The 22,763-nt window shown below is 43.9% G+C and carries 21 protein-coding genes; 17 read left to right on the top strand and 4 right to left on the bottom strand.

Going from position 1 to position 22,763, the window contains the following annotated elements; all coding sequences use genetic code 11:
• Positions 1–20 precede the first annotated feature (20 nt).
• Positions 21–449 (bottom strand): VOC family protein, encoded by a 429-nt coding sequence (locus tag MHH50_RS20130; protein WP_076307627.1) that lies wholly within the window; start codon positions 447–449, stop codon positions 21–23.
• A 453-nt stretch (positions 450–902) separates the two neighbouring features.
• Here MHH50_RS20130 and MHH50_RS20125 point away from each other — a divergent pair, with 453 nt between their 5' ends.
• On the top strand, positions 903–3,551 hold the full coding sequence (locus MHH50_RS20125) for a glycoside hydrolase family 6 protein (RefSeq protein WP_340034627.1): 2,649 nt from the start codon (positions 903–905) through the stop codon (positions 3,549–3,551).
• A gap of 57 nt (positions 3,552–3,608) precedes the next feature.
• Here the strand turns inward: MHH50_RS20125 and MHH50_RS20120 are convergent, their stop codons facing one another.
• On the bottom strand, positions 3,609–4,004 hold the full coding sequence (locus MHH50_RS20120; RefSeq protein ID WP_076129897.1) for a DUF2871 domain-containing protein: 396 nt from the start codon (positions 4,002–4,004) through the stop codon (positions 3,609–3,611).
• Positions 4,005–4,190: 186 nt separating this feature from the next.
• Here MHH50_RS20120 and MHH50_RS20115 point away from each other — a divergent pair, with 186 nt between their 5' ends.
• The 13 genes from MHH50_RS20115 (at position 4,191) to MHH50_RS20055 (ending at position 18,426) form a co-directional block, all read left to right on the top strand.
• A complete protein-coding gene (locus tag MHH50_RS20115) occupies positions 4,191–4,745 on the top strand; it encodes a GNAT family protein (protein WP_076306963.1) in 555 nt (184 codons plus the stop codon).
• Positions 4,746–4,870: 125 nt separating this feature from the next.
• On the top strand, positions 4,871–5,554 hold the full coding sequence (locus MHH50_RS20110; RefSeq protein ID WP_244886359.1) for an MgtC/SapB family protein: 684 nt from the start codon (positions 4,871–4,873) through the stop codon (positions 5,552–5,554).
• A gap of 465 nt (positions 5,555–6,019) precedes the next feature.
• Positions 6,020–7,177, top strand: coding sequence for an ROK family transcriptional regulator (locus MHH50_RS20105; RefSeq protein WP_076307628.1), 1,158 nt, complete (start codon positions 6,020–6,022; stop codon positions 7,175–7,177).
• A 28-nt stretch (positions 7,178–7,205) separates the two neighbouring features.
• Positions 7,206–8,210, top strand: coding sequence for an asparaginase (locus MHH50_RS20100; protein ID WP_076281469.1), 1,005 nt, complete (start codon positions 7,206–7,208; stop codon positions 8,208–8,210).
• An 89-nt stretch (positions 8,211–8,299) separates the two neighbouring features.
• The gene (locus tag MHH50_RS20095; RefSeq protein WP_076278750.1) at positions 8,300–9,904 is read left to right on the top strand and encodes a glutathione ABC transporter substrate-binding protein; all 1,605 of its coding nucleotides are present in this window, start codon (positions 8,300–8,302) and stop codon (positions 9,902–9,904) included.
• Between the two features lie 112 nt (positions 9,905–10,016).
• Positions 10,017–10,940 carry an ABC transporter permease subunit gene (locus tag MHH50_RS20090; protein ID WP_036689023.1) on the top strand — a complete coding sequence of 308 codons (924 nt, stop codon included), beginning with the start codon at positions 10,017–10,019 and terminating at the stop codon, positions 10,938–10,940.
• Between the two features lie 66 nt (positions 10,941–11,006).
• Positions 11,007–11,918, top strand: coding sequence for an ABC transporter permease subunit (locus tag MHH50_RS20085; RefSeq protein ID WP_076307629.1), 912 nt, complete (start codon positions 11,007–11,009; stop codon positions 11,916–11,918).
• Between the two features lie 13 nt (positions 11,919–11,931).
• The gene (locus MHH50_RS20080) at positions 11,932–12,933 is read left to right on the top strand and encodes an ABC transporter ATP-binding protein (RefSeq protein ID WP_076278748.1); all 1,002 of its coding nucleotides are present in this window, start codon (positions 11,932–11,934) and stop codon (positions 12,931–12,933) included.
• Positions 12,930–13,922 (top strand): dipeptide ABC transporter ATP-binding protein, encoded by a 993-nt coding sequence (locus MHH50_RS20075; RefSeq protein WP_094903192.1) that lies wholly within the window; start codon positions 12,930–12,932, stop codon positions 13,920–13,922. Before MHH50_RS20080 ends, MHH50_RS20075 begins: the two co-directional genes overlap by 4 nt.
• Positions 13,923–13,963: 41 nt before the next feature.
• Positions 13,964–15,403, top strand: a complete 1,440-nt coding sequence (locus MHH50_RS20070; protein ID WP_076307630.1) for a leucyl aminopeptidase family protein — start codon at positions 13,964–13,966, stop codon at positions 15,401–15,403.
• Positions 15,404–15,427: 24 nt separating this feature from the next.
• A complete protein-coding gene (locus tag MHH50_RS20065; RefSeq protein ID WP_076307631.1) occupies positions 15,428–16,120 on the top strand; it encodes a copper homeostasis protein CutC in 693 nt (230 codons plus the stop codon).
• Between the two features lie 28 nt (positions 16,121–16,148).
• Positions 16,149–17,099 carry an ROK family protein gene (locus MHH50_RS20060; RefSeq protein WP_076307632.1) on the top strand — a complete coding sequence of 317 codons (951 nt, stop codon included), beginning with the start codon at positions 16,149–16,151 and terminating at the stop codon, positions 17,097–17,099.
• Positions 17,100–17,148: 49 nt separating this feature from the next.
• A complete protein-coding gene (locus MHH50_RS20055; protein ID WP_076307753.1) occupies positions 17,149–18,426 on the top strand; it encodes an alpha-L-fucosidase in 1,278 nt (425 codons plus the stop codon).
• A gap of 392 nt (positions 18,427–18,818) precedes the next feature.
• On the opposite strand, the gene MHH50_RS20050 is transcribed toward MHH50_RS20055, so the two are convergent.
• Both MHH50_RS20050 and MHH50_RS20045 read right to left on the bottom strand, forming a co-directional pair.
• Positions 18,819–19,814, bottom strand: coding sequence for a hypothetical protein (locus MHH50_RS20050; protein WP_076307633.1), 996 nt, complete (start codon positions 19,812–19,814; stop codon positions 18,819–18,821).
• Positions 19,801–20,148, bottom strand: a complete 348-nt coding sequence (locus MHH50_RS20045; RefSeq protein WP_076129886.1) for a PadR family transcriptional regulator — start codon at positions 20,146–20,148, stop codon at positions 19,801–19,803. Before MHH50_RS20045 ends, MHH50_RS20050 begins: the two co-directional genes overlap by 14 nt.
• Positions 20,149–20,406: 258 nt before the next feature.
• Between MHH50_RS20045 and MHH50_RS20040 the strand changes: the two genes are divergently transcribed.
• From MHH50_RS20040 to MHH50_RS20030, 3 genes are all read left to right on the top strand, one after another.
• Positions 20,407–20,571 (top strand): hypothetical protein, encoded by a 165-nt coding sequence (locus MHH50_RS20040; RefSeq protein WP_179086767.1) that lies wholly within the window; start codon positions 20,407–20,409, stop codon positions 20,569–20,571.
• Between the two features lie 126 nt (positions 20,572–20,697).
• On the top strand, positions 20,698–21,393 hold the full coding sequence (locus tag MHH50_RS20035; protein ID WP_076281473.1) for a response regulator transcription factor: 696 nt from the start codon (positions 20,698–20,700) through the stop codon (positions 21,391–21,393).
• Between the two features lies 1 nt (position 21,394).
• Positions 21,395–22,735, top strand: a complete 1,341-nt coding sequence (locus MHH50_RS20030; protein WP_076278744.1) for a HAMP domain-containing sensor histidine kinase — start codon at positions 21,395–21,397, stop codon at positions 22,733–22,735.
• The last annotated feature ends 28 nt before the right edge of the window (positions 22,736–22,763 follow it).

The raw sequence follows: 22,763 nt of genomic DNA, 5'->3' as shown, positions 1-22,763 counted from the left end.
TCCATGCCCGTTGTTTTTTATTACATATTCATTCGTCCGTCATCATAATTGAATTGCCAGTCGATGCCGAATTTATCTTTTAGACTACCATAACAAGAGCTCCAGAAGGTTTCTTGCAGTTCCATAACTACTTTACCGCCCTCTTGAAGCTTATCGAAATATTTCTTTATGTTATCTAAATCCTTACTAACTACGGAAAGACTAATATTGTTTCCTTCGATAAAAGGCATGCCTGGAAAAACATCAGAAAACATTACATTACTGCCTTCGATATTCAAGCGGGTGTGCATAACCAAATCTTTAGCTTCCTCAGGAAGAGTGAAATTGGGATCGGGTGGTGTTTCACCAAAGGTCATGATTTGTGGACGTTCAGTGCCAAACACCTCTGCGTAAAACTCTGCTGCGTCACGACAATTCCCATTGAAATTAAGATAAACATCGATGGACATTTTTTTCACTCCTTAAAGGTTTGTTAGCGTTACTTCGAAAATACTTAAAATTCAAAATACCTTGTCACTTCCACATTGTATCATTTACCAGTTTATAAACAAATATTCTTATAGTCTCATTATTAAACTTTTATTTCATCTACTATCTTCTAATTAAAAATAGGATATGGTAGTATTCAAGAAAAGGGATAATTTTCTATAAATTAAATAAAATTATATTTATGTTAAATAGTTAGGGTATTTAGGCTCTTGTTAGATCTTTAAAACGGAGAGGAGGTGATGATGAGTGCGGGTAAGGCATAGAGGAGGTGACCATTCTTTAAAGGAGTGAATACTGCAATTGTAGCATCGCGTGGCTATTAATAAATTATTTACGAATTTATTTAATTGTCGAAAGGAGAATAATAAATGACAAAAGCACTAAGGAAGCAAATGTTGTTATTGCTTACGATCATGGCTTTAGTTATCACCGGATATGCTCCTTCTACCACGTATGCCAGTGAGGCGCATGTTGACAATCCGTTTGTAGGAGCTACAGCATATGTTAATCCTGATTATGCCGCACTGATTGATACCTCTATTGCTCAGGTTACCGATAGTACTTTAGTTTCCAAGATGGAGACCATTAAAAAATATCCGACAGCCGTATGGCTGGATCGAATTGCTGCAATTTATGGCGGGACAGAAAACGGAGGCAGAAAAAGTCTTGAGGAAACATTAGATTCCGTACTCGCGCAAAAGCAACCCAACACGCCGATTACAGCCACATTCGTAATTTATGATATGCCTGGGCGGGATTGCCACGCTTTGGCCTCCAATGGCGAGCTGCCACTGACAGCAGCGGGTTTGACAACTTACAAATCAGATTATGTTGACGTAATCGCCAGTATTTTTGCAAAGCCCAAATATAGTGACATTCGTATAGTGACGATCGTAGAGCCGGATTCGCTTCCGAATCTAGTTACCAATCTCAGCACACCACAGTGTGCTCAAGCTAACTCCACGAATATTTACCGTGATGCTACACGTTACACTTTAAATGCTCTCCATGCCATTCCAAATGTGTATACTTACATGGATATTGGTCACTCCGGCTGGCTCGGATGGGATACTAACCGTGGCCCCGCTATAGACCTCTTTACTTCGGTTGTGTCAGGCACTACAGCTGGACTTGCTAGTGTCGATGGATTCATTACGAATACAGCCAATACCACTCCACTAGTAGAACCTAATCTTCCAGATCCGAATCTTACGGTAGGCAGCCAGCAGCTTCGTTCTGCAAGTTATTATGAATGGAATCCGTATTTTGATGAAGCCGATTTCACAGCAGCATTGTATTCAGGTTTTGTAGCAAAAGGTTGGCCTTCCACGATCGGCTTCCTTATTGATACTTCCCGTAACGGGTGGGGAGGACCAAATCGTCCGACTAGTGCAAGCGGAACAACCGTTAACGCTTATGCGGATTCCGGTCGGATTGATAAACGTCTCCATCGCGGCAATTGGTGTAATGCCAGCGGCGCCGGAATTGGAGAAGTTCCACAAGCAGCACCCGCAGGTTATGCAGCCTCACATTTGGATGCATTCGTCTGGGTGAAACCTCCGGGAGAATCTGACGGCTCCAGCAGTGCCATTCCAAATAATGAGGGCAAGGGCTTTGACAGAATGTGTGATCCGACTTATACCAGCTCAAGCGGCACACTGACCGGTGCATTACCTAATGCGCCTGTATCAGGCCACTGGTTCCATGATCAATTTGTTCAGCTGGTACAGAATGCTTACCCTGTAATTCCTCTGAGTAACGGAGGGGGCACTGTAGTTCCTGCGGCACCCACTAACTTGGTAGCGACAGCGGGAGAAGCAAAAATAAGCCTGAGCTGGACGGGATCCAGCAGTGCGACTAGTTACACTGTAAAACGAGCGACCACAAGCGGAGGGCCGTACACCACTGTAGCAACCGGGCTAACGGCAACGAGCTACACCAATACAGGCTTAACGAACGGAACAACCTATTACTATGTTGTAAGCGCAACCAATAGTGTGGGAGAGAGTGTGAATTCGGGACAAGCGAGTGCGACCCCAGCGGCGGTGGCGACAGTTCCAGTGGCACCCACTAACTTGGTAGCGACAGCGGGAGATGCAAAAGTAAGCCTGAGCTGGAGCGCATCCAATGGTGCGACTAGCTACACTGTGAAAAGTGCAACCACAAGCGGAGGCCCGTACACCACTGTAGCAGCAGGGCTAACGACCACGAGCTACACTAACACCGCCCTAACGAACGGAACAACCTATTACTATGTTGTAAGCGCAACCAATAGTGTGGGAGAGAGTGCGGATTCTACACAAGCGAGTGCGGCTCCAGCAGCAGTGGCGACTGTTCCCGCGGCGCCAACCAATTTGGTAGCGACAGCAGGAGATGCAAAAGTAAACCTGAGCTGGAGTGCATCCAGTGGTGCGACTAGTTACACTGTGAAAAGTGCGACCACAAGCGGAGGGCCGTACACCACTGTAGCAACAGGGCTAACGGCAACGAGCTACATCAACACGGGCTTAACGAACGGAACAACCTATTACTATGTTGTAAGCGCAACCAATAGTACAGGAGAGAGTGTGAATTCGGCACAAGCGAGTGCTGTTCCACAAGTTCCGGCAGCAATTAGTCTGACGTTGCAGTATCGGGCGGGAGATACTAATGCGACAGACAATCAGATCAAACCTTATTTTAATATTAAAAATAACGGCACAACCGCAGTGAACTTAAGCGATCTTAAAATCCGTTATTATTTCACTAAAGATAGTAATCAGACGTTAAATGGCACAATTGATTGGGCACAGATCGGCAATAATAATGTTCAAGTCGCCTTTGCAGACTACACTGGCACGAATGCAGACACTTACGTTGAACTTTCGTTTGCTTCTTCGTCTGGTTCCATTCCAGCTGGAGGCCAGTCCGGAGATATTCAACTCAGAATATATAAATCAGATTGGACTAATTTTAACGAAGTCAATGACTACTCCTATGATGCTACTAAAACTGCTTATACTAACTGGGATAAAGTGACGCTTTATCAAAGTGATGCTCTCGTATGGGGAATTGCTCCGTAACGGAAGCAGGGGATATTTAAAAGAGCCGCTGGAGTGATCCTGGCGGCTCTTTCTGTATTATTTAATTCGTTTACCGAGTAGCACAAGCAGCCAGATGATTCCAGCCCCAACAATGGCGTGACCAAGCCCCGCAATATGGGGCAGGAAGCTAATATCACTGCCGTTAATTTGCAGCATTCCACGTGTAGCCATTGCACCAATCGTGATTAGAAGACCAATGTTATAGACAATGTACCATGCACCAAAAGATTTAGCCTCATGGATATTAAATAACTTGTCTAAGATCATAGCAATAATAAAGAAAAAGAATCCTAAGACTAGAATGTGAGTGTGAAGCGCAACTAATATAGTATCTCCTGTGAAATCATTCATTTTAGTAATTTCGCGATAGGCCACTCCGGCTATCAAACCAAGAATTGCATAGAAAAAAGACGTGTAATACAATTTTTTCATAAGAATATCTCCTTTGTAGTTATCGTTATGATTGAAGTGTATCAAGCAATTAAGAACGCAATATGAACAAATGATTACAAGGTGAAAAAAATCACTAGTTTATAAAATACATTATATCCTAAAGGAAGTTTCACTTTCCACGACGAACTGTACTACTAGAGAAATGAGAGGAGACTTAAGGAAAATATGATCGGTAACGTTGAAGGATTTCCTGTGCTCGAAACAGACCGCTTTATTTTGAGAAGAATTACACTGGATGATGCTAAAGAAATATATAATTATTTTTCAAAAGATGAAGTGACCCAGTATTATGATCTGGATAGCTTTACCGATATACAGCAAGCGATCAACCTTATCGAAAGATGGGATGAACGTTTCAAAGGCAAACAAAGTATTCGCTGGGGAATAGCCAGGCGTGAGGATAATATAATGATGGGTTCATGCGGATATCATAACTGGGCGCACAGAAATTTCAAAGCAGAGATTGGGTATGAATTATCTCCACTTTATTGGCGGCAGGGTGTGATGACAGAAGTCCTGACAGCGATTATTGCGTATGGCTTTGAGCATATGAAGCTCCATCGAATTGAGGCGTTTTATGATCCGGCTAATATTGCCTCCAAGAAGTCTCTTTTGAAAGCGGGCTTTAAGTATGAGGGATTGTTGCGCGAATCTTTTTTTGAAAAAGGTAGATTTGTAGATGCGGAGATTTGCTCTTTGTTAGCTTCCGATACGAACTAAGAAGTATAAAATTAAAAAAAGCGAGTTAACCATAATGCGAGAGGACGTATTATGGTTTTTTGTTTGTGATACAATAAATAGATTATCGACTTTATCCTACGTGGTACTAATCCAACATACATATCATGATGAAAGAAGGTGAAGGTATGGAGTTTGAGTATTTGCTTCGTGTAATTGGCGCGGGAATTTGTGGCGTATTAGTTGGATATGAACGCAAAAGCCGGATGAAAGAAGCTGGAGTTAGAACACATTTTGTTGTGGCCTTAGGTGCTGCACTTATGATGGTTATCTCCAAATATGGGTTTCAGGATCAAGCGGATTGGCCTAATCTTTCTCTTGATCCCGCTCGGATAGCTGCTCAGGTAGTAAGCGGAGTAGGTTTTTTGGGCGCAGGAATGATTTTTATGCAAAGACACACAGTCAAAGGGCTCACTACTGCTGCAGGGATTTGGGCAACAGCCGGAGTGGGCATGGCTATAGGGTCTGGTCTTTATATTCTTGGCGTAGGAGCAACGATAATCATTTTACTTGGGCAAAAGATCTTACACAGTCGTAACAGCTGGCTGGCCGCACCAAAAACCCAACAGCTCGTTATAAGTCTAGCTAACACAGAAGGCGCTATGGGCCGAATTCAAGAGTTGCTTAAAGAACACAAAATCGCTGTTCTAAGTTTTCATGCTGAAAATAACAGTGTAGAATCCGAATTAAACGTAGAAATCGTTGTAAGATTGCCTGAATCATTTAATCCAGTACAATTGTTATCGATGATCCAAGAGGACGCAGCGGTTAAGACCGTTGAGTTTCAATGATTTTAGCACCTTCGATGTAACTAACTCACTTCGCATCAAAAGCTACCTCCTTTTTGAGAGTTTCCTTTTGATGCGAGTGTTACCTTCAATTTACCATCGATTCACACACCCTCACATTAATCCAAGTAAAATACCACTTTCAGTCTTTCTATTCCAATTAATAGGTTCAAGATTCAAATTAAATGCTAATTCATGGGCTTGTATGTTATGTATGTGTTATATATTGAGTGGTTTTTGTGTTGGTTATCTTTCGTTAACCGCTTACATTTATTTTTAAATAAAAAATATGTCATTTATATTGACACATAAACCATGACCCTTTATTATTAATCCCATCACTGGAGAAACTAAATTAAAATTTAAATCAAAGAATACATTATCAGCGCTTTATTTGCAAATATTTTCTTGTTTTTGTGGTTTATTAATCCAATTAATGCACTGGAGAAAATAATTAGGAGAATGCCCGTGAAAAAGCACGATCAGGATTTTATGAAGCGACAAAATCGTTTAACGGTTTTCGGAATTATAAAAAATCAACAACCGATTTCTCGCGCTTCTATTGCTAAACAGACTGGTATGAGTCCTACGACTGTAAGTCGAATTGTCGGAGAGTTGACGGAGGAAGGATATTTACTCGATTCAGAGCAGGTATCATCAGGATTAGGTCGGAAATCAACGTTAATAGGTATGATGGACGCTTCTGTATTATCGGTTGGCGTTGAACTGGATCGCAGTCTTATGTCTATTGGAATTGTGGACTTACAAGGACAGCTTATCTGCAGTAGTCAATTTCCCCGTACACCAGACGAAAGCCCGGATCGAACGCTGGAACGGATTCATGAAGCCATTGAGCAATTGTTCCAGCAGCATGTGATTGACAGAACACGCATCGTGGGTATTGGCGTTGGACTTCCCGGCATTGTGAATAACGAAGAAGGAATTGTTGTCTTCTCTGTTCAGCTAGGATGGAAAAATGTGCCGTTAGCCAAACGCTTGAAAGAGCTGACAGGTTTTGAAATCGCTGTGGACAATGAGCTGAAAGTAAGGGCTCTTGCTGAACATCTTAAAGGAGCCGCAGTCGGCTCCAGCCGTACGGCATTATTGGGTTTCGGTCAAGGCGTGGGCTCTGCGATGATTCTCGAGGGAGAGATTTATCGAGGGGTGATGAACAGTGCGGGTGAAATTGGGCACACGACAGTAGATCCTAACGGAATGATGTGTGAGTGCGGCAAAGCGGGCTGTTTACAGACCTATATAAATATCAGTTCTTTATTATCTGAAGCTAATCGGATTCGCCCGATCCGTACGATTGAGGAGTTATTCGCAGCAAAACATGCAGGAGAACAATGGGCGATTCACTTGATCGACCGTGCACTCATGTATATGGCCATCACCATTAATAATGTCGTATGCATGTATAACCCCGACAGCGTGATTTTAAGTGGAGAACTCGTGGACAAATTCCCGGATATATACGAAGAAGTTGAGCAGCTGTACCTCTCGCGCTTTACCTGGGAGCCGCTTCGTGGTTCCTTTACGATTCATCGCTCGTTGCTGAATGAGAAGGGTGTAATTATAGGATCGGGACTTTTATCGCAGAATCGATTTTTTGCCTTAGATTAAATTAACTACTGCTGGGGAGGTTGTACAGATGGGATTTACAACATTGGTAGAAGAATATCGTGGTGGCCTGCTGGAGAATGTGCATTATGGTGCAGTTAGTGTAGTTGATGAGAAGGGCAACATTTTGTACAAAGCAGGCGATCCGGAGCATATGACTTATCTTCGCTCTGCTGCTAAGCCATTCCAAGCTTTGCCGGTAATGAAACGCCGGATCGATGAAGTATATGGTTTGACAAGTAAAGAAGCTTCGCTGTTTACCGCTTCACACCGGGGAGAAGCCTTCCATATTGAAGCGCTTGAAGCTCTTTTTCAGAAAATGGGATTAAAAGAAGAGTCACTACATTGCTGCTCTACATACCCGCTGAATGAAGAAGCCAAAGCAGAACGTCACCGGGCAAATGAACCCACTCGTAAAATCTTTCATAACTGCTCAGGCAAACATGCAGGGTTAATGGGCCTTAGCAAATATATGGGTTGGGATATAAACACTTATTACGATCCTAACCATCCTGTACAACAGGAGATTCTTGAGATGATGGCTTATATCGCTGAAGTTCCCAAAGCGTCCATCCCGCAAGGTATTGATGGCTGTGGACTTCCTATCTTCGCACTTCCGCTTCATAAAATCGCTTATTCCTATCTAAAGCTAGCGTGTCCCGATTTAATTGAGGATACGGATATACGTAACGCAGCCGCTGCCATTGCAAAACTTATGAACGATAACCCGGTTATGATTGCTGACACGAAATTTGTATGCTCAGAGCTCCTGAAGGATGACAATCTGACGGCTAAGGGTGGAGCAAAAGGGGTATACGGTATCGGACTCCGTAAGGAACGAATGGGTATATCACTGAAAGTATCCGACGGATCAGAACAAGTCTGGCCATGTATTATCGCATCGATTCTAGAACGTATTGGTTACAGCAATCAAGACACAATTGATCGCCTATATGCACTCGTGCCTAACACGATTGTTAATGATGGCGGTACTGTAGTCGGCGAACGCCGTGCTGTATTTCAATGGGAGATCTAGAGCATAAGGTCAAGAATAATCTTCAAGTTTGGTGATTAATCGGACTAGAAGCTTTTCTAATACATCGTTTGAATAGGGGAGTGTAAAAAATGAAAGCAAAAGGAAAAGTATGGTCAATGTTCATGCTGCTGCTTATTACAGTAGTAGTGACTGCAGGGTGCGGCAACAAAGCGAGCAACGAGGGACAAAAAGGCAATACTGCTGGTGGAACTGAAACTAGCACCCCAACTACAAAGAATGATAAAGACATTGTAATTGCCATCAATTCTAACTTTATTACGCTGGACCCTCATAACGCAAGCGATACGCATTCAATCAGCGCTGCCAGAACGATGTACGAAGGTCTGATGGGTTTTGACGAGAATATGAACGTGGTTCCTGTTCTTGCCGCAAGCCATTCCATAAGTGAAGACGGGTTGGTCTACACGTTCACGCTGCAAGAGAATGTTAAATTCCAAGACGGTACTGACTTTAATGCTGAAGCGGTTAAAGTAAACATCGCCCGTATTCAAGATGAGAAGAACAATCTGAGACTGCGCAAAAGCTTCGCAAAGGTAGTGAAAGTGGAGACTCCTGATGCTAAAACCGTGGTTATTACACTCAGTGAGCCGTACAACGCATTTTTAAATAAAGTAGCTATGGCACCTATTATTAGTCCGAAAGCTTTAGAAGAAAATGGCACCGATATTTCGAAAAATCCTGTAGGGACGGGACCATTTAAGTTCAAAGAATGGGTGCAAGGCGACCGCTTGGTTGTCGTTAAGAACCCTGATTACTGGCAAGCGGGCTTGCCAAAAGTGGATAGTGTGACCTTTAGACCTGTGCCAGAGAATGGATCACGGATAGCCATGCTAAAAACCGGCGAGGCGGATTTTATTTATCCAATGCCAACGGAGCAAGTATCTGAGGTTGAAGGTCTTGAAGGAATTACTGTAGATACCATCGATTCGACAATCGTCCGTTATGTAACGTTGAATACGATGAAAAAACCTTTTGATGATGTGAAGGTACGTCAAGCCATTAACTATGCTATCAATAAAGAAGCTTATATCAAAGTTGTGAAATCGGGTCTTGGTGCTAAGCTTGATTCCACGATGTCTTCCAAAACACAATACTATTCCCCGCAAACAGGTTATGACTATGACATTGAAAAAGCTAAACAATTGCTTGCTGAAGCAGGTTATCCTGATGGATTCGAAACCGAAATTTGGGGTGAAAATGAATCCGAAACTATGAAGGGTATGCAATTTATTCAGCAACAGCTAGCACTTGTAGGGATTAAGGTAGACGTGAAATCCATGGAAGGAGGCACATTGTCCGACCAAATTAACTCTGCTAAGACACCAGAAGAAGCAAAAATTCAAATGTGGTATGTCAGCTGGTCTCCGTCTTCAGGTGATGCAGATGGTGCAACCAGAGGGTTGTTCAGTAGTGAAATGTTCCCGCCTGCTGGCTCAAATACAGCCTATTACAAAAATGAAAATGTAGACAAATGGATCGCTGAGGCGAATAAATCTGTTGATCCAGAAGCGGCTAAATCCATCTATGGCAATATTCAAAAAACAATTTGGGAAGATGCTCCATGGGCATTCATGGGCGTCGACCAAATCATCTCAGGCAAAAGATCGTATCTGGAAGGAGTTAAGGTCTTCCCGGATGGTTCCATTAATGTCCTGAATGCAGAAGTGAAATAATGCTAAACAAACGTTAGGTTTAATATCCCAAGAAATGAACGAGGCCGCTTCTGTAGTATGGTGGGAAGCGGCCTCACTAAATCATTTGTCGATACTGAAGGGGGCTTATGAGTTGGGTAGATATGCTTTACAAAGACTCCTCGGGGTTATTCCGCTGTTGTTCATTGTATCGGTGCTTGTCTTTTTGTTTATTCACTTAATCCCAGGCGATCCAGCCCGACTTATTGCCGGTAAAGATGCCACGCTTGAAGAGATTCGTGGAATTCAGGAGCAGCTGGGTCTCAATCTGCCTTTGTGGAAGCAATACATAAACTACATGGGTGATCTGCTAAGTGGGAATCTGGGCAATTCGATCCGTTCAGGGATCCCGGTTACTGACATGCTGGAAAGCAGAGTAATGCCTACGTTGTGGCTGACTTTTCTTAGTATGGCCTGGGCTCTAATTATTGGTCTTCTAATTGGCGTGGTTTCAGCCGTTTATCGCAATCGGTGGCCGGATCATTTAGGGACGTTGACAGCCATTTCAGGGATGTCTATTCCTGGATTTTGGTTAGGCTTGGTACTCATTCAAATTTTCTCGGTAGAGCTTGGTTGGTTTCCAACGGGTGGTGTTGATTCCTGGAAGTCCTATATTCTTCCTTCCATTACACTCGGGATGGGAATTATGTCTATGTTGGCCCGTTATTCTAGGTCATCTATGCTGGAGACCCTTCGGGAGGATTATATCCGTACAGGACGTGCAAAAGGCTTACGCGAGTATGTTGTTATCGGCAGGCATGCGCTGCGCAACTCTTTGATTCAGGTGGTTACCGTAGCTGGACTTCAGTTTGGGTTCCTGCTCGGCGGCTCTGTAATGGTTGAGACGGTATTCAGTATTCCGGGTCTTGGCAGGCTGCTAGTAGACTCCATTTTGTTCCGGGATTATACAGTCATTCAAGCCTTACTGCTTCTGTTTGCTACACAATTTATTCTTATCAATCTATTAGTAGATTTATTGTATGGCGTACTTAATCCGAAAATAAGGTTTTCTCAGTAGCTAATGCGACTAAGAAGCAGAATTTCAATAGATTTATAGGGTGAATTTAGGATCAGGAGGGATATCATGAGTGACAATTCGGCGGTGATGGGAGCAAAATCTCCATTACCCGGAGAGGTACTGGCCCCGGAGAAAACAAAAGGCCGTATGGGTGTTTTTTTACGTAAGTTCAGTAAACAAAAGATGCCCCTTGTGGCCGCATTTTTTATTATATTGCTATTCCTAATTGCAATTTTCGGGCCATTTTTCACCCCGTATAATCCTGATGAACCAAACTACGATGCTCTTATGGCAGGTCCTTCTGCTGCACATTGGGCCGGGACAGACGAATATGGCCGTGATATTCTAAGCCGTCTGATTGATGGTACTCGCTTAACCTTAGCGGTCAGTCTCAGTTCCGTCTTAATCGCAGGTGTACTTGGAACTATCCTAGGTCTGTTAAGCGGATATTATGGCGGTTGGCTAGATCGGATAATTATGCGTGGCAGTGATGTACTATTTTCTTTTCCTGACTTGCTGCTTGCCATTGGGATCGTCGCCATTCTCGGTCCGGGTCTATCCAACGTTGTTATCGCAGTTGCAGTCTTTGGTACTCCATCGTTCGCCCGAATTATTCGGAGCGTAACGCTGTCTGCGAAAGAAACATTGTTTGTGGAAGCGGCTCGTTCCATGGGAGCGAAGCATCGCCGGATTATTTGGCGTCATATTTTTCCTGAGACCGTGCCCAGCATTATCGTTAATCTATCCATGAAGATTGGCGGAGCGATCTTGGCCGCTGCTTCATTGAGCTTTCTCGGAATGGGTGCAAAAACAACAGAGCCCGATTGGGGCGCAATGTTAAGTATGGGACGGGATTATTTAAGTATTGCTCCACATATCGTTTATTTTCCGGGGATAGCCATCTTTTTAACAGTACTTGCATTTAACCTGGTCGGGGACGGACTGCGTGATGCTCTTGATCCCAAAATGAAAAACTAAGGAGGGACAAGACATGACTCAACATTTGTTGGATGTACAAGGGCTGAAAACGGAGTTCAAACGCGGCGATGGAAGTATAACTGCGGTTGCGGGGGTAGACTTTGCTATTAAAAAAGGCGAAGTGTTAGGCCTGGTTGGTGAATCTGGTTGTGGCAAAAGTGTAACCTCATTATCGATCATGCGGTTGCTTAAAGATACGCCGGGCAGAATTTCTGAAGGTTCTGTGCGTTTTGAAGGAAAGGACTTGACGAAGATTTCTGAGAAGGAGATGCGCCAAATCCGGGGAAATGATCTGGCAATGATTTTTCAGGAGCCGATGACCTCTCTTAATCCAGTGCTGCGGATTGGGCTGCAATTAACAGAGCCGATTAGACTGCATTTGGGTTATGGACGCAAGAAGGCTCGTGAGCATGCGATTCATATGTTGCGGCTTGTAGGTATCCCTCGCGCAGAGGAATTAATCGATGAATATCCGCATCAACTATCCGGCGGGATGAGACAGCGGGTTATGATTGCAATGGCCATGTCTTGTCATCCAAAGCTGTTGATTGCCGATGAACCCACGACCGCACTCGATGTAACGATTCAAGCGCAAATTCTTGATCTGATGAAGCAGTTGAAAGATGAACAGGATATGGGAATGCTGCTCATTACCCATGATCTTGGAGTAGTTGCCGAATTATGTGACCGGGTAGTTGTTATGTATGCAGGTCGTGTGGTGGAAGAAGCCTCTGTTCAGGAGCTGTTCGCCAGACCGCAACATCCGTATACCAGGGGATTGATTCAATCGGTACCTAAGCTGCGCCAGAATGTACATCGCTTGGAGTCTATAAAAGGGAATGTGCCAGACCTTTCACAAATGCCTGCCGGCTGTAAGTTTGCGCCACGCTGCGAATTTGCCATGGAGCGTTGTCTGTCGCAAGAACCTGAGCTACTTCCGATTGAGGGGCTAGAGCGCAAAAGCCGTTGTTGGCTTACACAGCAGGAGGACACGGAAGGAGCGGGATGTTTATGAAAGAGACTCCATTAATTGAGGTTAAGGGTTTGAAGAAGTTGTTTTCTGTGAAGAAGGGCTTCTTCGGAACGACTAAATATTTACACGCCGTTGATGGGATTTCATTCGCCATTCGTAAGGGAGAAACGTTCAGCCTTGTAGGTGAAAGTGGCTGTGGGAAATCGACTACGGGCAGGCTAGTGACTCGCTTACTGGAACCCAATCATGGAGAAGTGTGGTTTAAGGGACAAAATATTAGCCATATCTCAGACAACCAGATGCGGCCTCTGCGCAAAGATATGCAGATGGTGTTTCAAGACCCTTATGCTTCACTTAATCCCCGCATGAAGGTGAAGGATCTTGTCGCCGAACCCCTGCTTATTCATACGAAGCTGTCCTCTAAAGAACGGGATAAGCTAGCTTGCGAACTGCTAGAGACCGTTGGATTGAACAGTCTCCACGCCGAGCGATTCGCGTTTGAGTTCAGCGGTGGACAGCGGCAACGGATTGGGATTGCCCGGGCTCTGTCAGTACGCCCTAGTCTAATCGTGGCGGATGAACCCGTGTCAGCACTGGATGTATCGATTCAGTCCCAAGTGTTGAATTTGTTACAGGACTTGCAGGAAGAATATGGCCTGACCTATTTATTCATCTCTCATGATCTCAGTGTGGTCGAGCATATTAGTGATCGAATTGGGGTCATGTATCTGGGTTCCCTTGTGGAGACGGCTGATAAGGATACATTGTATGACCGTCCCTTGCATCCTTACACCCAAGCGCTGCTATCTTCAGTTCCCGTGCCCGATCCAAGCTTGAAGAAGGAACGCATTATTCTAAAAGGGGATCTTCCAAGTCCAGTTGATCCGCCGACGGGCTGTCGTTTTCATACAAGATGCCCTTCCTGTATGGAAATCTGTAAGCAACATGTGCCTGTATTCCGGGAAGTTGAACCAGGTCATGAGCTCGCTTGTCATCTGTTTGATGAAGAAATGTTGAAACTAGAACGATAATTTTAAATGTGAGTACACTTTACGGAAAAGAAGGGACAGCTATGAATATCTTGTTCGATTCCGCTAATGGGGCGGATACGCTTATCTACTTAGCCTATGAAGAGGAGCCTTTTCCTCTTCGGCTGGGAGAAGCTCACAAACAGAGTGGCAGTGTGACATGGTTATATGCTCGCTCTGAGGAAGAGTCCGATGTGATAGCTATCGGAATGGGAAAACGCCGGGCTCTTACGCTTGAGAAAGTTCGCCGAGCAGCGGGCTCTGCCGCCCGTACAGCCCTAAGAGAAGGACGAAATTCAGCTTCATTTGTTCGTAGGACAGCAGAAAGTGATATTTCCGCTGCGGATGAGCTGCAAGCATGGATTGAAGGCTGGCTTCTCGGATTATATCGTTTTCAAACCTATCGTGGTGTTACTAAAATAGACATTTCAGTTGATTTGCTGCTCCAGACAGCCGATTGGCCTGAACTGACTAAGCTTGAACTGGAAGTTGTACTAAGTACTGGCCGCATGCGCGCTGAAGGAGCAGTGGTTGCTCGCGATCTGGTGAATGAGGTGCCCGGGACTCTAAATCCGGATCGGTTCGCAGAATGGATGGTCGAATATTTCGAGCGTGATAACGCAGCAGTGAAAGTTCATGTCTACCGGGGGCAGGAGCTGGTTGACCTACAGATGAATGGGTTGCTGGCGGTTGGAGCAGGCAGTAAACACTCCCCAGCCCTCGTTGAAATTCGCTATGAGAGTAACCCTGAATTGCCAATGCTGGCATTGGTGGGTAAAGGTGTTACCTTCGATTTGGGTGGGATGAATGTTAAGACCGCAAGTGATATTAGCGATGCACGTATGGACATGGGTGGCGCAGCAGCTGTTCTTGGGGCGCTGGATATTTTAGTGCGGAATCAAGCTCATGTAAATGTGACCGCGTTGATCCCAGTTGTTGATAACGTACCAGATGCTGAAGCAGTGCTGCCATCGTCTGTTATACGCTATCCTAATGGGCTGACGGTTCAGGTTGCAAATACGGATGGCGAAGGGCGGCTTATTATCGCGGATGCTCTTATTCATGCAGCAAATATCGGGGCAACTAAGGTCATTGATATTGCAACACTTACTGGAAATGTTGGCGCAGCGTTAGGATTAGGTATCGCCGGCATATGGGGTGATGGAGAGATGACGCAGAGCCTCGTCGAAATCGGTGAGCGCAATGGAGAACGACTGTGGCCCATGCCGCTTATGGATGAATACGAAGTCGATCTTCGAAGCAATTACGCTGATCTGCGCAACGTTAGTACTTCACCTTTTGCAGGTGCGATTACAGCAGCGCTTTTTATACGGCGCTTTGTAGCGGAATCGCTGAGCTGGGTCCATATTGATATGGCTGGGACGGTTCAGTACAAACAGGATGTGGGGTATTCAGAAGCTGGAGCAACGGGCTATGGTGCTCGACTGCTCGCTGATTATGTTATGAAACAGGCACAACAATAACAACCGGAAGAGTGGAGGAAAGTTATGAGATTGGAAGTCATCGCTACTTGTATGGACGATGCTTTTACAGCCGAAGCGAATGGGGCTGACCGCCTGGAGCTCATTACTGCGATTACGGAAGGCGGATTAACACCAGGGATAGGATTGGTGCAACAAGTTGCCAAATCGGTTAACATTCCTGCGTTTGTTATGGTTCGCCCGCATAGCCGTTCTTTTTGCTATTCAAAGTATGACATTTTGACCATGGCAGCAGAGATAAAGCAAATTGCAGCCAGCGGTGCGGCGGGGATTGTGCTTGGTGCGTTAACTCCAGAAGGGACTATCGACGAGCGAGCGCTTGAAACATTATTGCCGTTGACCGAGGGATTGCAAGTAACCTTCCACCGTGCTTTTGATGAGTTGAAGGATCAAATAGAAGGTTATCGAACGCTTTGTAAGTATCCGCAAATTACGCGTGTGCTCACTTCTGCCGGGCCAGGTCCGGCACCTGAAGCTATTCCTGCTATGCGGAAGCTAGTCGAGGAATCAAGGGGGAAATCGGTAAGTATACTGGCTGGAAGCGGTCTGAAGCCGGAAGGTATTACTTCATTTATACATCAGACTGGAGTAACAGAAGTACATTTTGGGTCGGCTGTACGTTATGACAAAGACGCTTTGTCGCCAATCGATCCAGCAGCCTTACGGGCGTTAGCGGAGAGTATTCATTCTAACGGCTAATAATAGATAGTGAAAAGGTGAATGGGTTATGCAGAAGGTTGATAGCTACGTAGTTGGAATCGATTTAGGAGGCACAAAAATTGCCGCAGCATTGTTTGATTCAAAGGGGACCGTATTGAAACGGGAATTGATGGAAACGGCTGGGGCACGTACCGCTAAAGAAGTGGTGCAGCGAATGATCGATATGATCCGCTCCGTATCCGAAGGGCGACCACTCACAGGAGTGGGTCTGGCTTCTCCCGGAGCTGTAAATAGCCAGGACGGGATCGTTATTCACGGCACCAATCTTCCGGAGTGGGACAATGTTCCACTGAAGCACTGGATGGAGTTGGAGCTAGGCGTTGAAGTAAAGGTAGTGAATGATGCGAACGCTGCGGCTTGGGGAGAGTATGTCCGAGGTGCTGGCAAAGGTGCAGACAACATGGTTTATGTTACCTTTAGCACAGGGATTGGAGCAGGTATCGTCATTGACGGCAAGCTGCTTCTTGGCAAAAATTCATTTGCTGGTGAACTAGGTCATAATATTATTGACCCGAACGGAACGGAATGCAGCTGTGGAAGATTCGGCTGCTGGGAAGTTTTCGCTTCGGGCACAGCGATTCGGGATATGGCGCTGCGAAGTATGGAGAGCAGACCGTCGATGATTACGGAACTGGCTAATATAAATGGAGAAAAAATTACTTCGCGGCACGTATTTGAAGCCATGGCACTTAACGATCCCGTGGCCGTCGAGGTTATTGACCGGAGTATTCATTATATGGCACTAGGTCTAGCCAATGCAGTACATACGTTCAATCCTGATCGGATCGTGATCGGTGGAGGCGTGAGTAAGGCTGGAGATTTGTTATTCCCTGCACTGGTGGAGAAGACGGAGCTATTTATCATGGATCCTTATAAGGGTACTTTTACAATTGAACCTGCCGCGCTCAAAGACGATGTAGGCCTAATTGGAGCAGCTGCATTATTTCATACCGCTTAGGTGGAGTGAATGATTGATCACAGCTTTCATTAACGGAGGAGTTGGAGAGATGGGTACAAGAGAAGAAAGAACGAAATGGTTCTTACAGGATAGGTTCGGGATGTTTATCCATTGGGGATTATATTCAATTCCTGCTAGAGGGGAATGGATACGCGGCAACGAGCGGATGAGTAGAGAGCATTACATGACGTATTTCGATGAATTTGACGCCTCTCGATATGACCCGAAGAAATGGGCAAGTGCAGCCAAAGCTGCGGGTCAGAAATATGCTGTGCTTACGACCAAACATCATGACGGGTTCTGTCTGTTCGATAGTAAGCTGACTGATTTCAAAGCGACTAATACGCCCGCTGGACGTGATCTAGTGCGGGAATATGTAGACGCTTTCCGTGCTGAAGGGATTGCAGTAGGTCTATATTACTCTATCATAGACTGGCACCATGAGGATTATCCCGGTTATGGAGATAAGGCACATCCTGATCGGGATAACGAAGCGGTCAAAGATAAGCCGATTGATTTCGATAGATACTTGGAGTATATGCATGGGCAAGTAAAGGAACTGCTCACCAATTACGGTAAAATCGACATTATGTGGTTTGACTTCTCCTACGATAATATGACAGGGGAGAAGTGGAAGGCGACGGAGCTTATCCGGATGATTCGTTCCATACAACCTGATATTATTATCGACAATCGATTAGGTGGCAATATTCGTGCGGCAGAACCTGAGGAGTATGCTGGTGATTTCTTCTCCCCCGAGCAGATCATTCCGCCTGGCGGCATTGTTGACGTAAACGGCCAATCCATCCCTTGGGAAGCCTGCATTACCCTGAATGACAACTGGGGTTATCATTCCGAGGATAAGAATTATAAATCGACCAAGCAAGTCATCCGTACGATGGTCGAATGTATCAGTAAGAATGGTAACCTGCTCCTCAATGTTGGACCAGATGCCAAAGGTGAAATGACGCGGGAATCCCTGGTTATCCTTGACGAAGTTGGGGAGTGGATGCGCCTTAATGGAGATAGTATTTATGGATGCGGGAAGTCTTTGCTACCTAAGCCGGAGTGGGGACGTTATACGCAAAAGGGCAATAAATTGTATGCGCATGTCTACGACCGTGGAATTGGCCCGATCTATTTCCAAGGTCTGAAAGGGAAGATTAAAAAGGCAAGATTACTACGTGATGGTACCGAGCTAAAGGTGGAGGTGCCGTGGATGGCTGAGGAATATTCGGATGTTGACGGTGGAGCTTTTATTACATTAAAAGGCGCGATGTTACCTGATGAGATGGATACGGTTATCGAGCTTGAACTATTTAATTAAATCAGAAGGAGTTGTCCCATATGCCCTGAATGGCTGCTGAGACAACTCCTTTTTTTCGTATTCTTCGCCCACATTTGCACATACGAAACACCTATCGGACACAGATGTCTCTAAACCCAGAAATATCGCACTTTTGGGATGCCAACGGACCGCATAGCCGCTATTGCCTTGAAACACCCCCGATTTGGAGCTGATTCTAGGGAATAGCGTCATTGGAGTCCGAAGCCCTGTTCCAAAGGCAGAAAATGTGCAAATAACGTCATCTGGGTCCGCAACTCTCAGAGGGGGGTGACAATGTTGAAGTTGTTGAAGCATTTGAAGCAGGCATTCAACGAGTCAGAAAACAAAGCGGCGATTCTCCAAATAACAGGAGAATCGCCGTTCTGTGAATACTAAAGGCGAGCCTTGCGGAAGCCCTCATATATATTGAGGACCGCGACTAAAATCAAGATTGCTATTCCTCCACCTACTAGTCCCGTTTCAAATTGGTTAGCTGTAGTGTTTAATAAATTAGACATGTAATTAATAAATTCTTGGTTGAATACACTCGGATTTATAAGGATAACAGCGAATACAATAAGTACAATGAGCTCAAGGACCGTATTACATAATGCTAATTCTCTAGTCCATTGTCTCTTGATTAATTTATATATAGTTAACGCGACTTCTAATCCGATCACAATAAGAATAATTGGCCAATAATCAAGTAATACATGCTGATTAAAAGCTGGGGCTACGAAGTTAAGTGCGCCTTCACCGCCTCTATAGACTCTGATCAGTTGTTCAGCATTAAAATAAACAGTAGCCCAAATGGCAGTCCACAGTAAACTTCCGAACACTTCGAAGCTTGTAATTGCTTTTTTCTTATGGACAAGCGCGATATCCTTCAAATCATCAGGAGTCCATTTCCTTAATTTTGTAGTAAGAGGATGACCTTCCTTTCCTTTATCCGCCCGTTCGATAATAGCGAACACAACAGTTATCCAGAAAAAGACTTGGATGCCTACTTCAAGAAAGGTTCCAATTCCTGTACTTATAACTGCAGTAACAATATCCGCAACTGTTTTATCGCCGCTGTAGCCAATCAAGTAATCAGCAACCAGAGCGATTAAAGAAACAACTACAGCGATGGGTATAATCATTTTTAATAACGTAACATATAAATCGAAATAGCGTGGGCCGATGAGATACATGGGCTGATCGCGGTACTCACTAGCTAAAATAGCTGGATTGCCCAATTTTGCAAGGACGGCTTTTACCTCTTTTTCGTCATAATCATCCGGTAACATATCCTCGATGGTTGATCGTAATTCTAATGCGATGTCTTCCCGATTTTGTTCTGGTAACCTCCGAGTAACTTCATGAATGTAAATCTCAATCAGCTTCATGGTCATCCTCCCCTTGTAATAGGCCGTAGAGTTCTTTCGAATTCTTAAGCCATTCTTCCTTTAGCTGTAAAAAAATCTCTACGCCATAGTCACTTAGAACATAATACTTACGGGGTCTGCTCTCGGATGTGTCCCAACTGCTCGTCACTAATTCCTGTTTCTCTAGTCGGCGAAGTAATGGATATAGGGTGCTTTGATCGATGATGATGCTGGATTCCTCCAACAATTGAACGAGCGAATATCCATACTGGGGCGTTCGTAATTGACTTAAAACGGCTAGCGTTAACGTACCTCTTCTAAGCTCTGTGATTAAAGAATTTAATAAAGTACTCATTCACCCACCTCATTATTTAAAATATAAGGATTTATAATCTCTTATAAATTGTTCTTATATTTTTGGTTTAGACGCTTGCTGTCCTTAAGAGGACGTCGAAGTCGTTTATACTTACTATGTGTCATACAGTATTCGATCTATACTATGCATCATACACTATTGTTGTTCCAACATCAATTGAATAAAATAATCTTCTGAGAAATAAATAAGAAAATTTTTCTATTTTGTGAAGCAGTTTGATTAAAAGGAGGTCGTGAAATGATTCCATTTTTTAGTGACATCCTGAATGCTTCTACATGGGAGGTAGTTGAACCGGTTCATAAGGGCTGGTCAAAGGATAGATTTGATTATGGTGATCCTTGGGAGGAATTTAATCGCATTCCTTGGTGTGCACTAACGAGTCCAGAGTTCGCATCGGGTTGAATCCATGGGTATTTTAATCATGATGTTCCAGATGTATTCTTTAGGCTTTATATACCGAAGTGGTATTGGCAAGTTATACTGAGTGAAAAGACTCAGCTATTTGAGAATAGTTAGGGGAATTAAGCGATGAATATACTGATTGCTGAAGATGAAACTGATATAAGAAAACTAGTGAAAATACATTTAGAAGATCGATCCTATCGAGTATTCGAAGCCAAGGATGGCATTGAGGCTTTAGAGGTTGTTAATCAACATGAAATAAATCTTGCCATTCTGGATATTGTAATGCCCAGGCTTGATGGGCTTAATCTGCTGCGACGGATAAGAGAGAAAAGCCATATTCCGGTTATCTTGTTAACTGCCCGCGGTGAAGAAATTGATAAGATAGTGGGCTTAGGCCTTGGAGCAGACGATTATATGGTGAAGCCATTTAGTGCTTCAGAGCTTGTGGCTAGGGTTGAGGCGCAGCTGAGACGAAGAAATGTATACGATCTTAGCCAATCGATAACTGAAGAAACAATCCAACATAGAGAATTGAAGCTGAATTTAAAGGAATGTATGTTGTACATAAATGAAAGTCCAGTTCTTCTAAATGCCAAGGAATATAAGGTGTTACAATGTCTGATGCAGAGTCCTAATCAAATTTTTACGCCCAAAAAGTTATATGCAGCGGCGTGGGAAGAAGATTTCTATAGTGATAATAATACGATTATGGTTACCATCAGCCGTCTAAGGAATAAGATCGAACGGGACCCACACCATCCCGAATATATCGTTACAGTGCGTGGACTAGGTTACAAATTCTACAACCCAGGTAAATAAGATGAGAAAACAAAATATATCCTATCAATTGTTAAAAAACTATATCGCGATCTTTCTTATAACAACGGTTATAACGATATTGGTGATTGTTGCTTTGTTTTGCATGAACAGGCTGGGATCTAAGGACATTATTTATAATCAGTTAACGGCTGCTAAGCTTATGCAAAATGACTATCAAAGAATTGACACTAGTGTTGTTAATGATGTCGGGGGCAGTTTACAGGTTGTGAATTCCAATTACGAAGTCATACATTCCATTGGCAACAATCCATTTACGTCCAAGCAGATTAGTGTCAAAGAATTTACGGATTTTCTAATGAATACTGGCGCTAACAAAGATATGATCACTGTTGAATATAATGAGCAGGAACAATTTTGGCTGATCGTCTCTTTACCTATACAAGTGAAAATGACAGGCAGTTTCCATTGGAATTCAGATTCACCTATGCAGGATCATACCCTTCAAATGCTTGGGTTTATTGGGTTAGGTTATTTGTTTATTCTGATTCTAAGCACGATGATTTATGCGAGAATTACGGCGGTTAGTTTCATTAAACCCTTAGACCAGTTGTCCGCTGCTGTTGAAAAAGTTAAGAATGGGGATTATTCAGCAAGAGTGCAGGTAGGCGGGAATCGGGAGTTTAGTCAACTGGAGCAGGCTTTTAATCATATGGCAGAAGTGATTCAGATCCAGACCTCGTTAAAAGAACAGAGTGAAAACAATCGAAAAAATCTAATATTGGATATATCCCATGATTTAAAAAATCCATTAACAAGTATTATGGGTTACGCAGAGCTTGAACTAAAAGAACAGGTGAGCGGTCGGATAGAACATTTGGAATTTGCCAAAATAATATACGAAAATAGTATCCGTGCCAATGTATTGATTCAGGATTTGTTTGAATTATCGAGAATGGAAAGTCCCGAATTCCGCTTGGATGTTACAACAGATGATTTCTCAGAATATTTGAGAGAAGAAATGATACATATGTTGCCCGAGCTTGAGGCTGCGGGTCTGATCCCTGATTTTGTAATCGAGCCAGAAGAAATAATTCTACAGTTTGATAAAAAAAGAATGAATCGAGTATTCTCAAACCTGCTTTATAATGCCATCGCTTATCAGGAGCAAGGTTCTACGTTTCAAGCTGTGCTGGAAAAGGTGAATGATGGAGCCAAGCTTACTTTTATTAATTACGGCCAACCATCAGCCTTGAACCCGGCAGGTTCTGGATTAGGGTTACTCATTGTTCAAAAAATAATAGCTGCTCATGGAGGGACTGTTCAGCTGAATACGCAAGATAACCAGTTTGAAATTATAATTGAGCTGAACCGGCAAATTTAAGGTCTATGTAAGATTACATTAAGTCGTA

Origin of the sequence: Paenibacillus sp. FSL H3-0302, from assembly GCF_037982245.1 — a bacterium.
GTDB lineage: Bacteria > Bacillota > Bacilli > Paenibacillales > Paenibacillaceae > Paenibacillus_AQ > Paenibacillus_AQ odorifer.
The sequence above is the reverse complement of the archived record's forward strand: the minus strand, read 5'-3'. Positions and strand labels throughout refer to the sequence as shown.

What these genes read in the sequence shown, in the direction of transcription:
- MHH50_RS20110 (WP_244886359.1), top strand. Translation starts at nt 4,871, where the DNA reads ATGATGAAAGAAGGTGAAGGTATGGAGTTTGAGTATTTGCTTCGTGTA.
- MHH50_RS20035 (WP_076281473.1), top strand. Translation starts at nt 20,698, where the DNA reads ATGAATATACTGATTGCTGAAGATGAAACTGATATAAGAAAACTAGTG.
- MHH50_RS20120 (WP_076129897.1), bottom strand. Translation starts at nt 4,004, where the DNA reads ATGAAAAAATTGTATTACACGTCTTTTTTCTATGCAATTCTTGGTTTG.
- MHH50_RS20050 (WP_076307633.1), bottom strand. Translation starts at nt 19,814, where the DNA reads ATGAAGCTGATTGAGATTTACATTCATGAAGTTACTCGGAGGTTACCA.
- MHH50_RS20055 (WP_076307753.1), top strand. Translation starts at nt 17,149, where the DNA reads ATGGGTACAAGAGAAGAAAGAACGAAATGGTTCTTACAGGATAGGTTC.
- MHH50_RS20060 (WP_076307632.1), top strand. Translation starts at nt 16,149, where the DNA reads ATGCAGAAGGTTGATAGCTACGTAGTTGGAATCGATTTAGGAGGCACA.
- MHH50_RS20115 (WP_076306963.1), top strand. Translation starts at nt 4,191, where the DNA reads ATGATCGGTAACGTTGAAGGATTTCCTGTGCTCGAAACAGACCGCTTT.
- MHH50_RS20125 (WP_340034627.1), top strand. Translation starts at nt 903, where the DNA reads ATGGCTTTAGTTATCACCGGATATGCTCCTTCTACCACGTATGCCAGT.
- MHH50_RS20095 (WP_076278750.1), top strand. Translation starts at nt 8,300, where the DNA reads ATGAAAGCAAAAGGAAAAGTATGGTCAATGTTCATGCTGCTGCTTATT.
- MHH50_RS20100 (WP_076281469.1), top strand. Translation starts at nt 7,206, where the DNA reads ATGGGATTTACAACATTGGTAGAAGAATATCGTGGTGGCCTGCTGGAG.
- MHH50_RS20085 (WP_076307629.1), top strand. Translation starts at nt 11,007, where the DNA reads ATGAGTGACAATTCGGCGGTGATGGGAGCAAAATCTCCATTACCCGGA.
- MHH50_RS20070 (WP_076307630.1), top strand. Translation starts at nt 13,964, where the DNA reads ATGAATATCTTGTTCGATTCCGCTAATGGGGCGGATACGCTTATCTAC.
- MHH50_RS20075 (WP_094903192.1), top strand. Translation starts at nt 12,930, where the DNA reads ATGAAAGAGACTCCATTAATTGAGGTTAAGGGTTTGAAGAAGTTGTTT.
- MHH50_RS20040 (WP_179086767.1), top strand. Translation starts at nt 20,407, where the DNA reads ATGATTCCATTTTTTAGTGACATCCTGAATGCTTCTACATGGGAGGTA.
- MHH50_RS20030 (WP_076278744.1), top strand. Translation starts at nt 21,395, where the DNA reads ATGAGAAAACAAAATATATCCTATCAATTGTTAAAAAACTATATCGCG.
- MHH50_RS20045 (WP_076129886.1), bottom strand. Translation starts at nt 20,148, where the DNA reads ATGAGTACTTTATTAAATTCTTTAATCACAGAGCTTAGAAGAGGTACG.
- MHH50_RS20130 (WP_076307627.1), bottom strand. Translation starts at nt 449, where the DNA reads ATGTCCATCGATGTTTATCTTAATTTCAATGGGAATTGTCGTGACGCA.
- MHH50_RS20065 (WP_076307631.1), top strand. Translation starts at nt 15,428, where the DNA reads ATGAGATTGGAAGTCATCGCTACTTGTATGGACGATGCTTTTACAGCC.
- MHH50_RS20080 (WP_076278748.1), top strand. Translation starts at nt 11,932, where the DNA reads ATGACTCAACATTTGTTGGATGTACAAGGGCTGAAAACGGAGTTCAAA.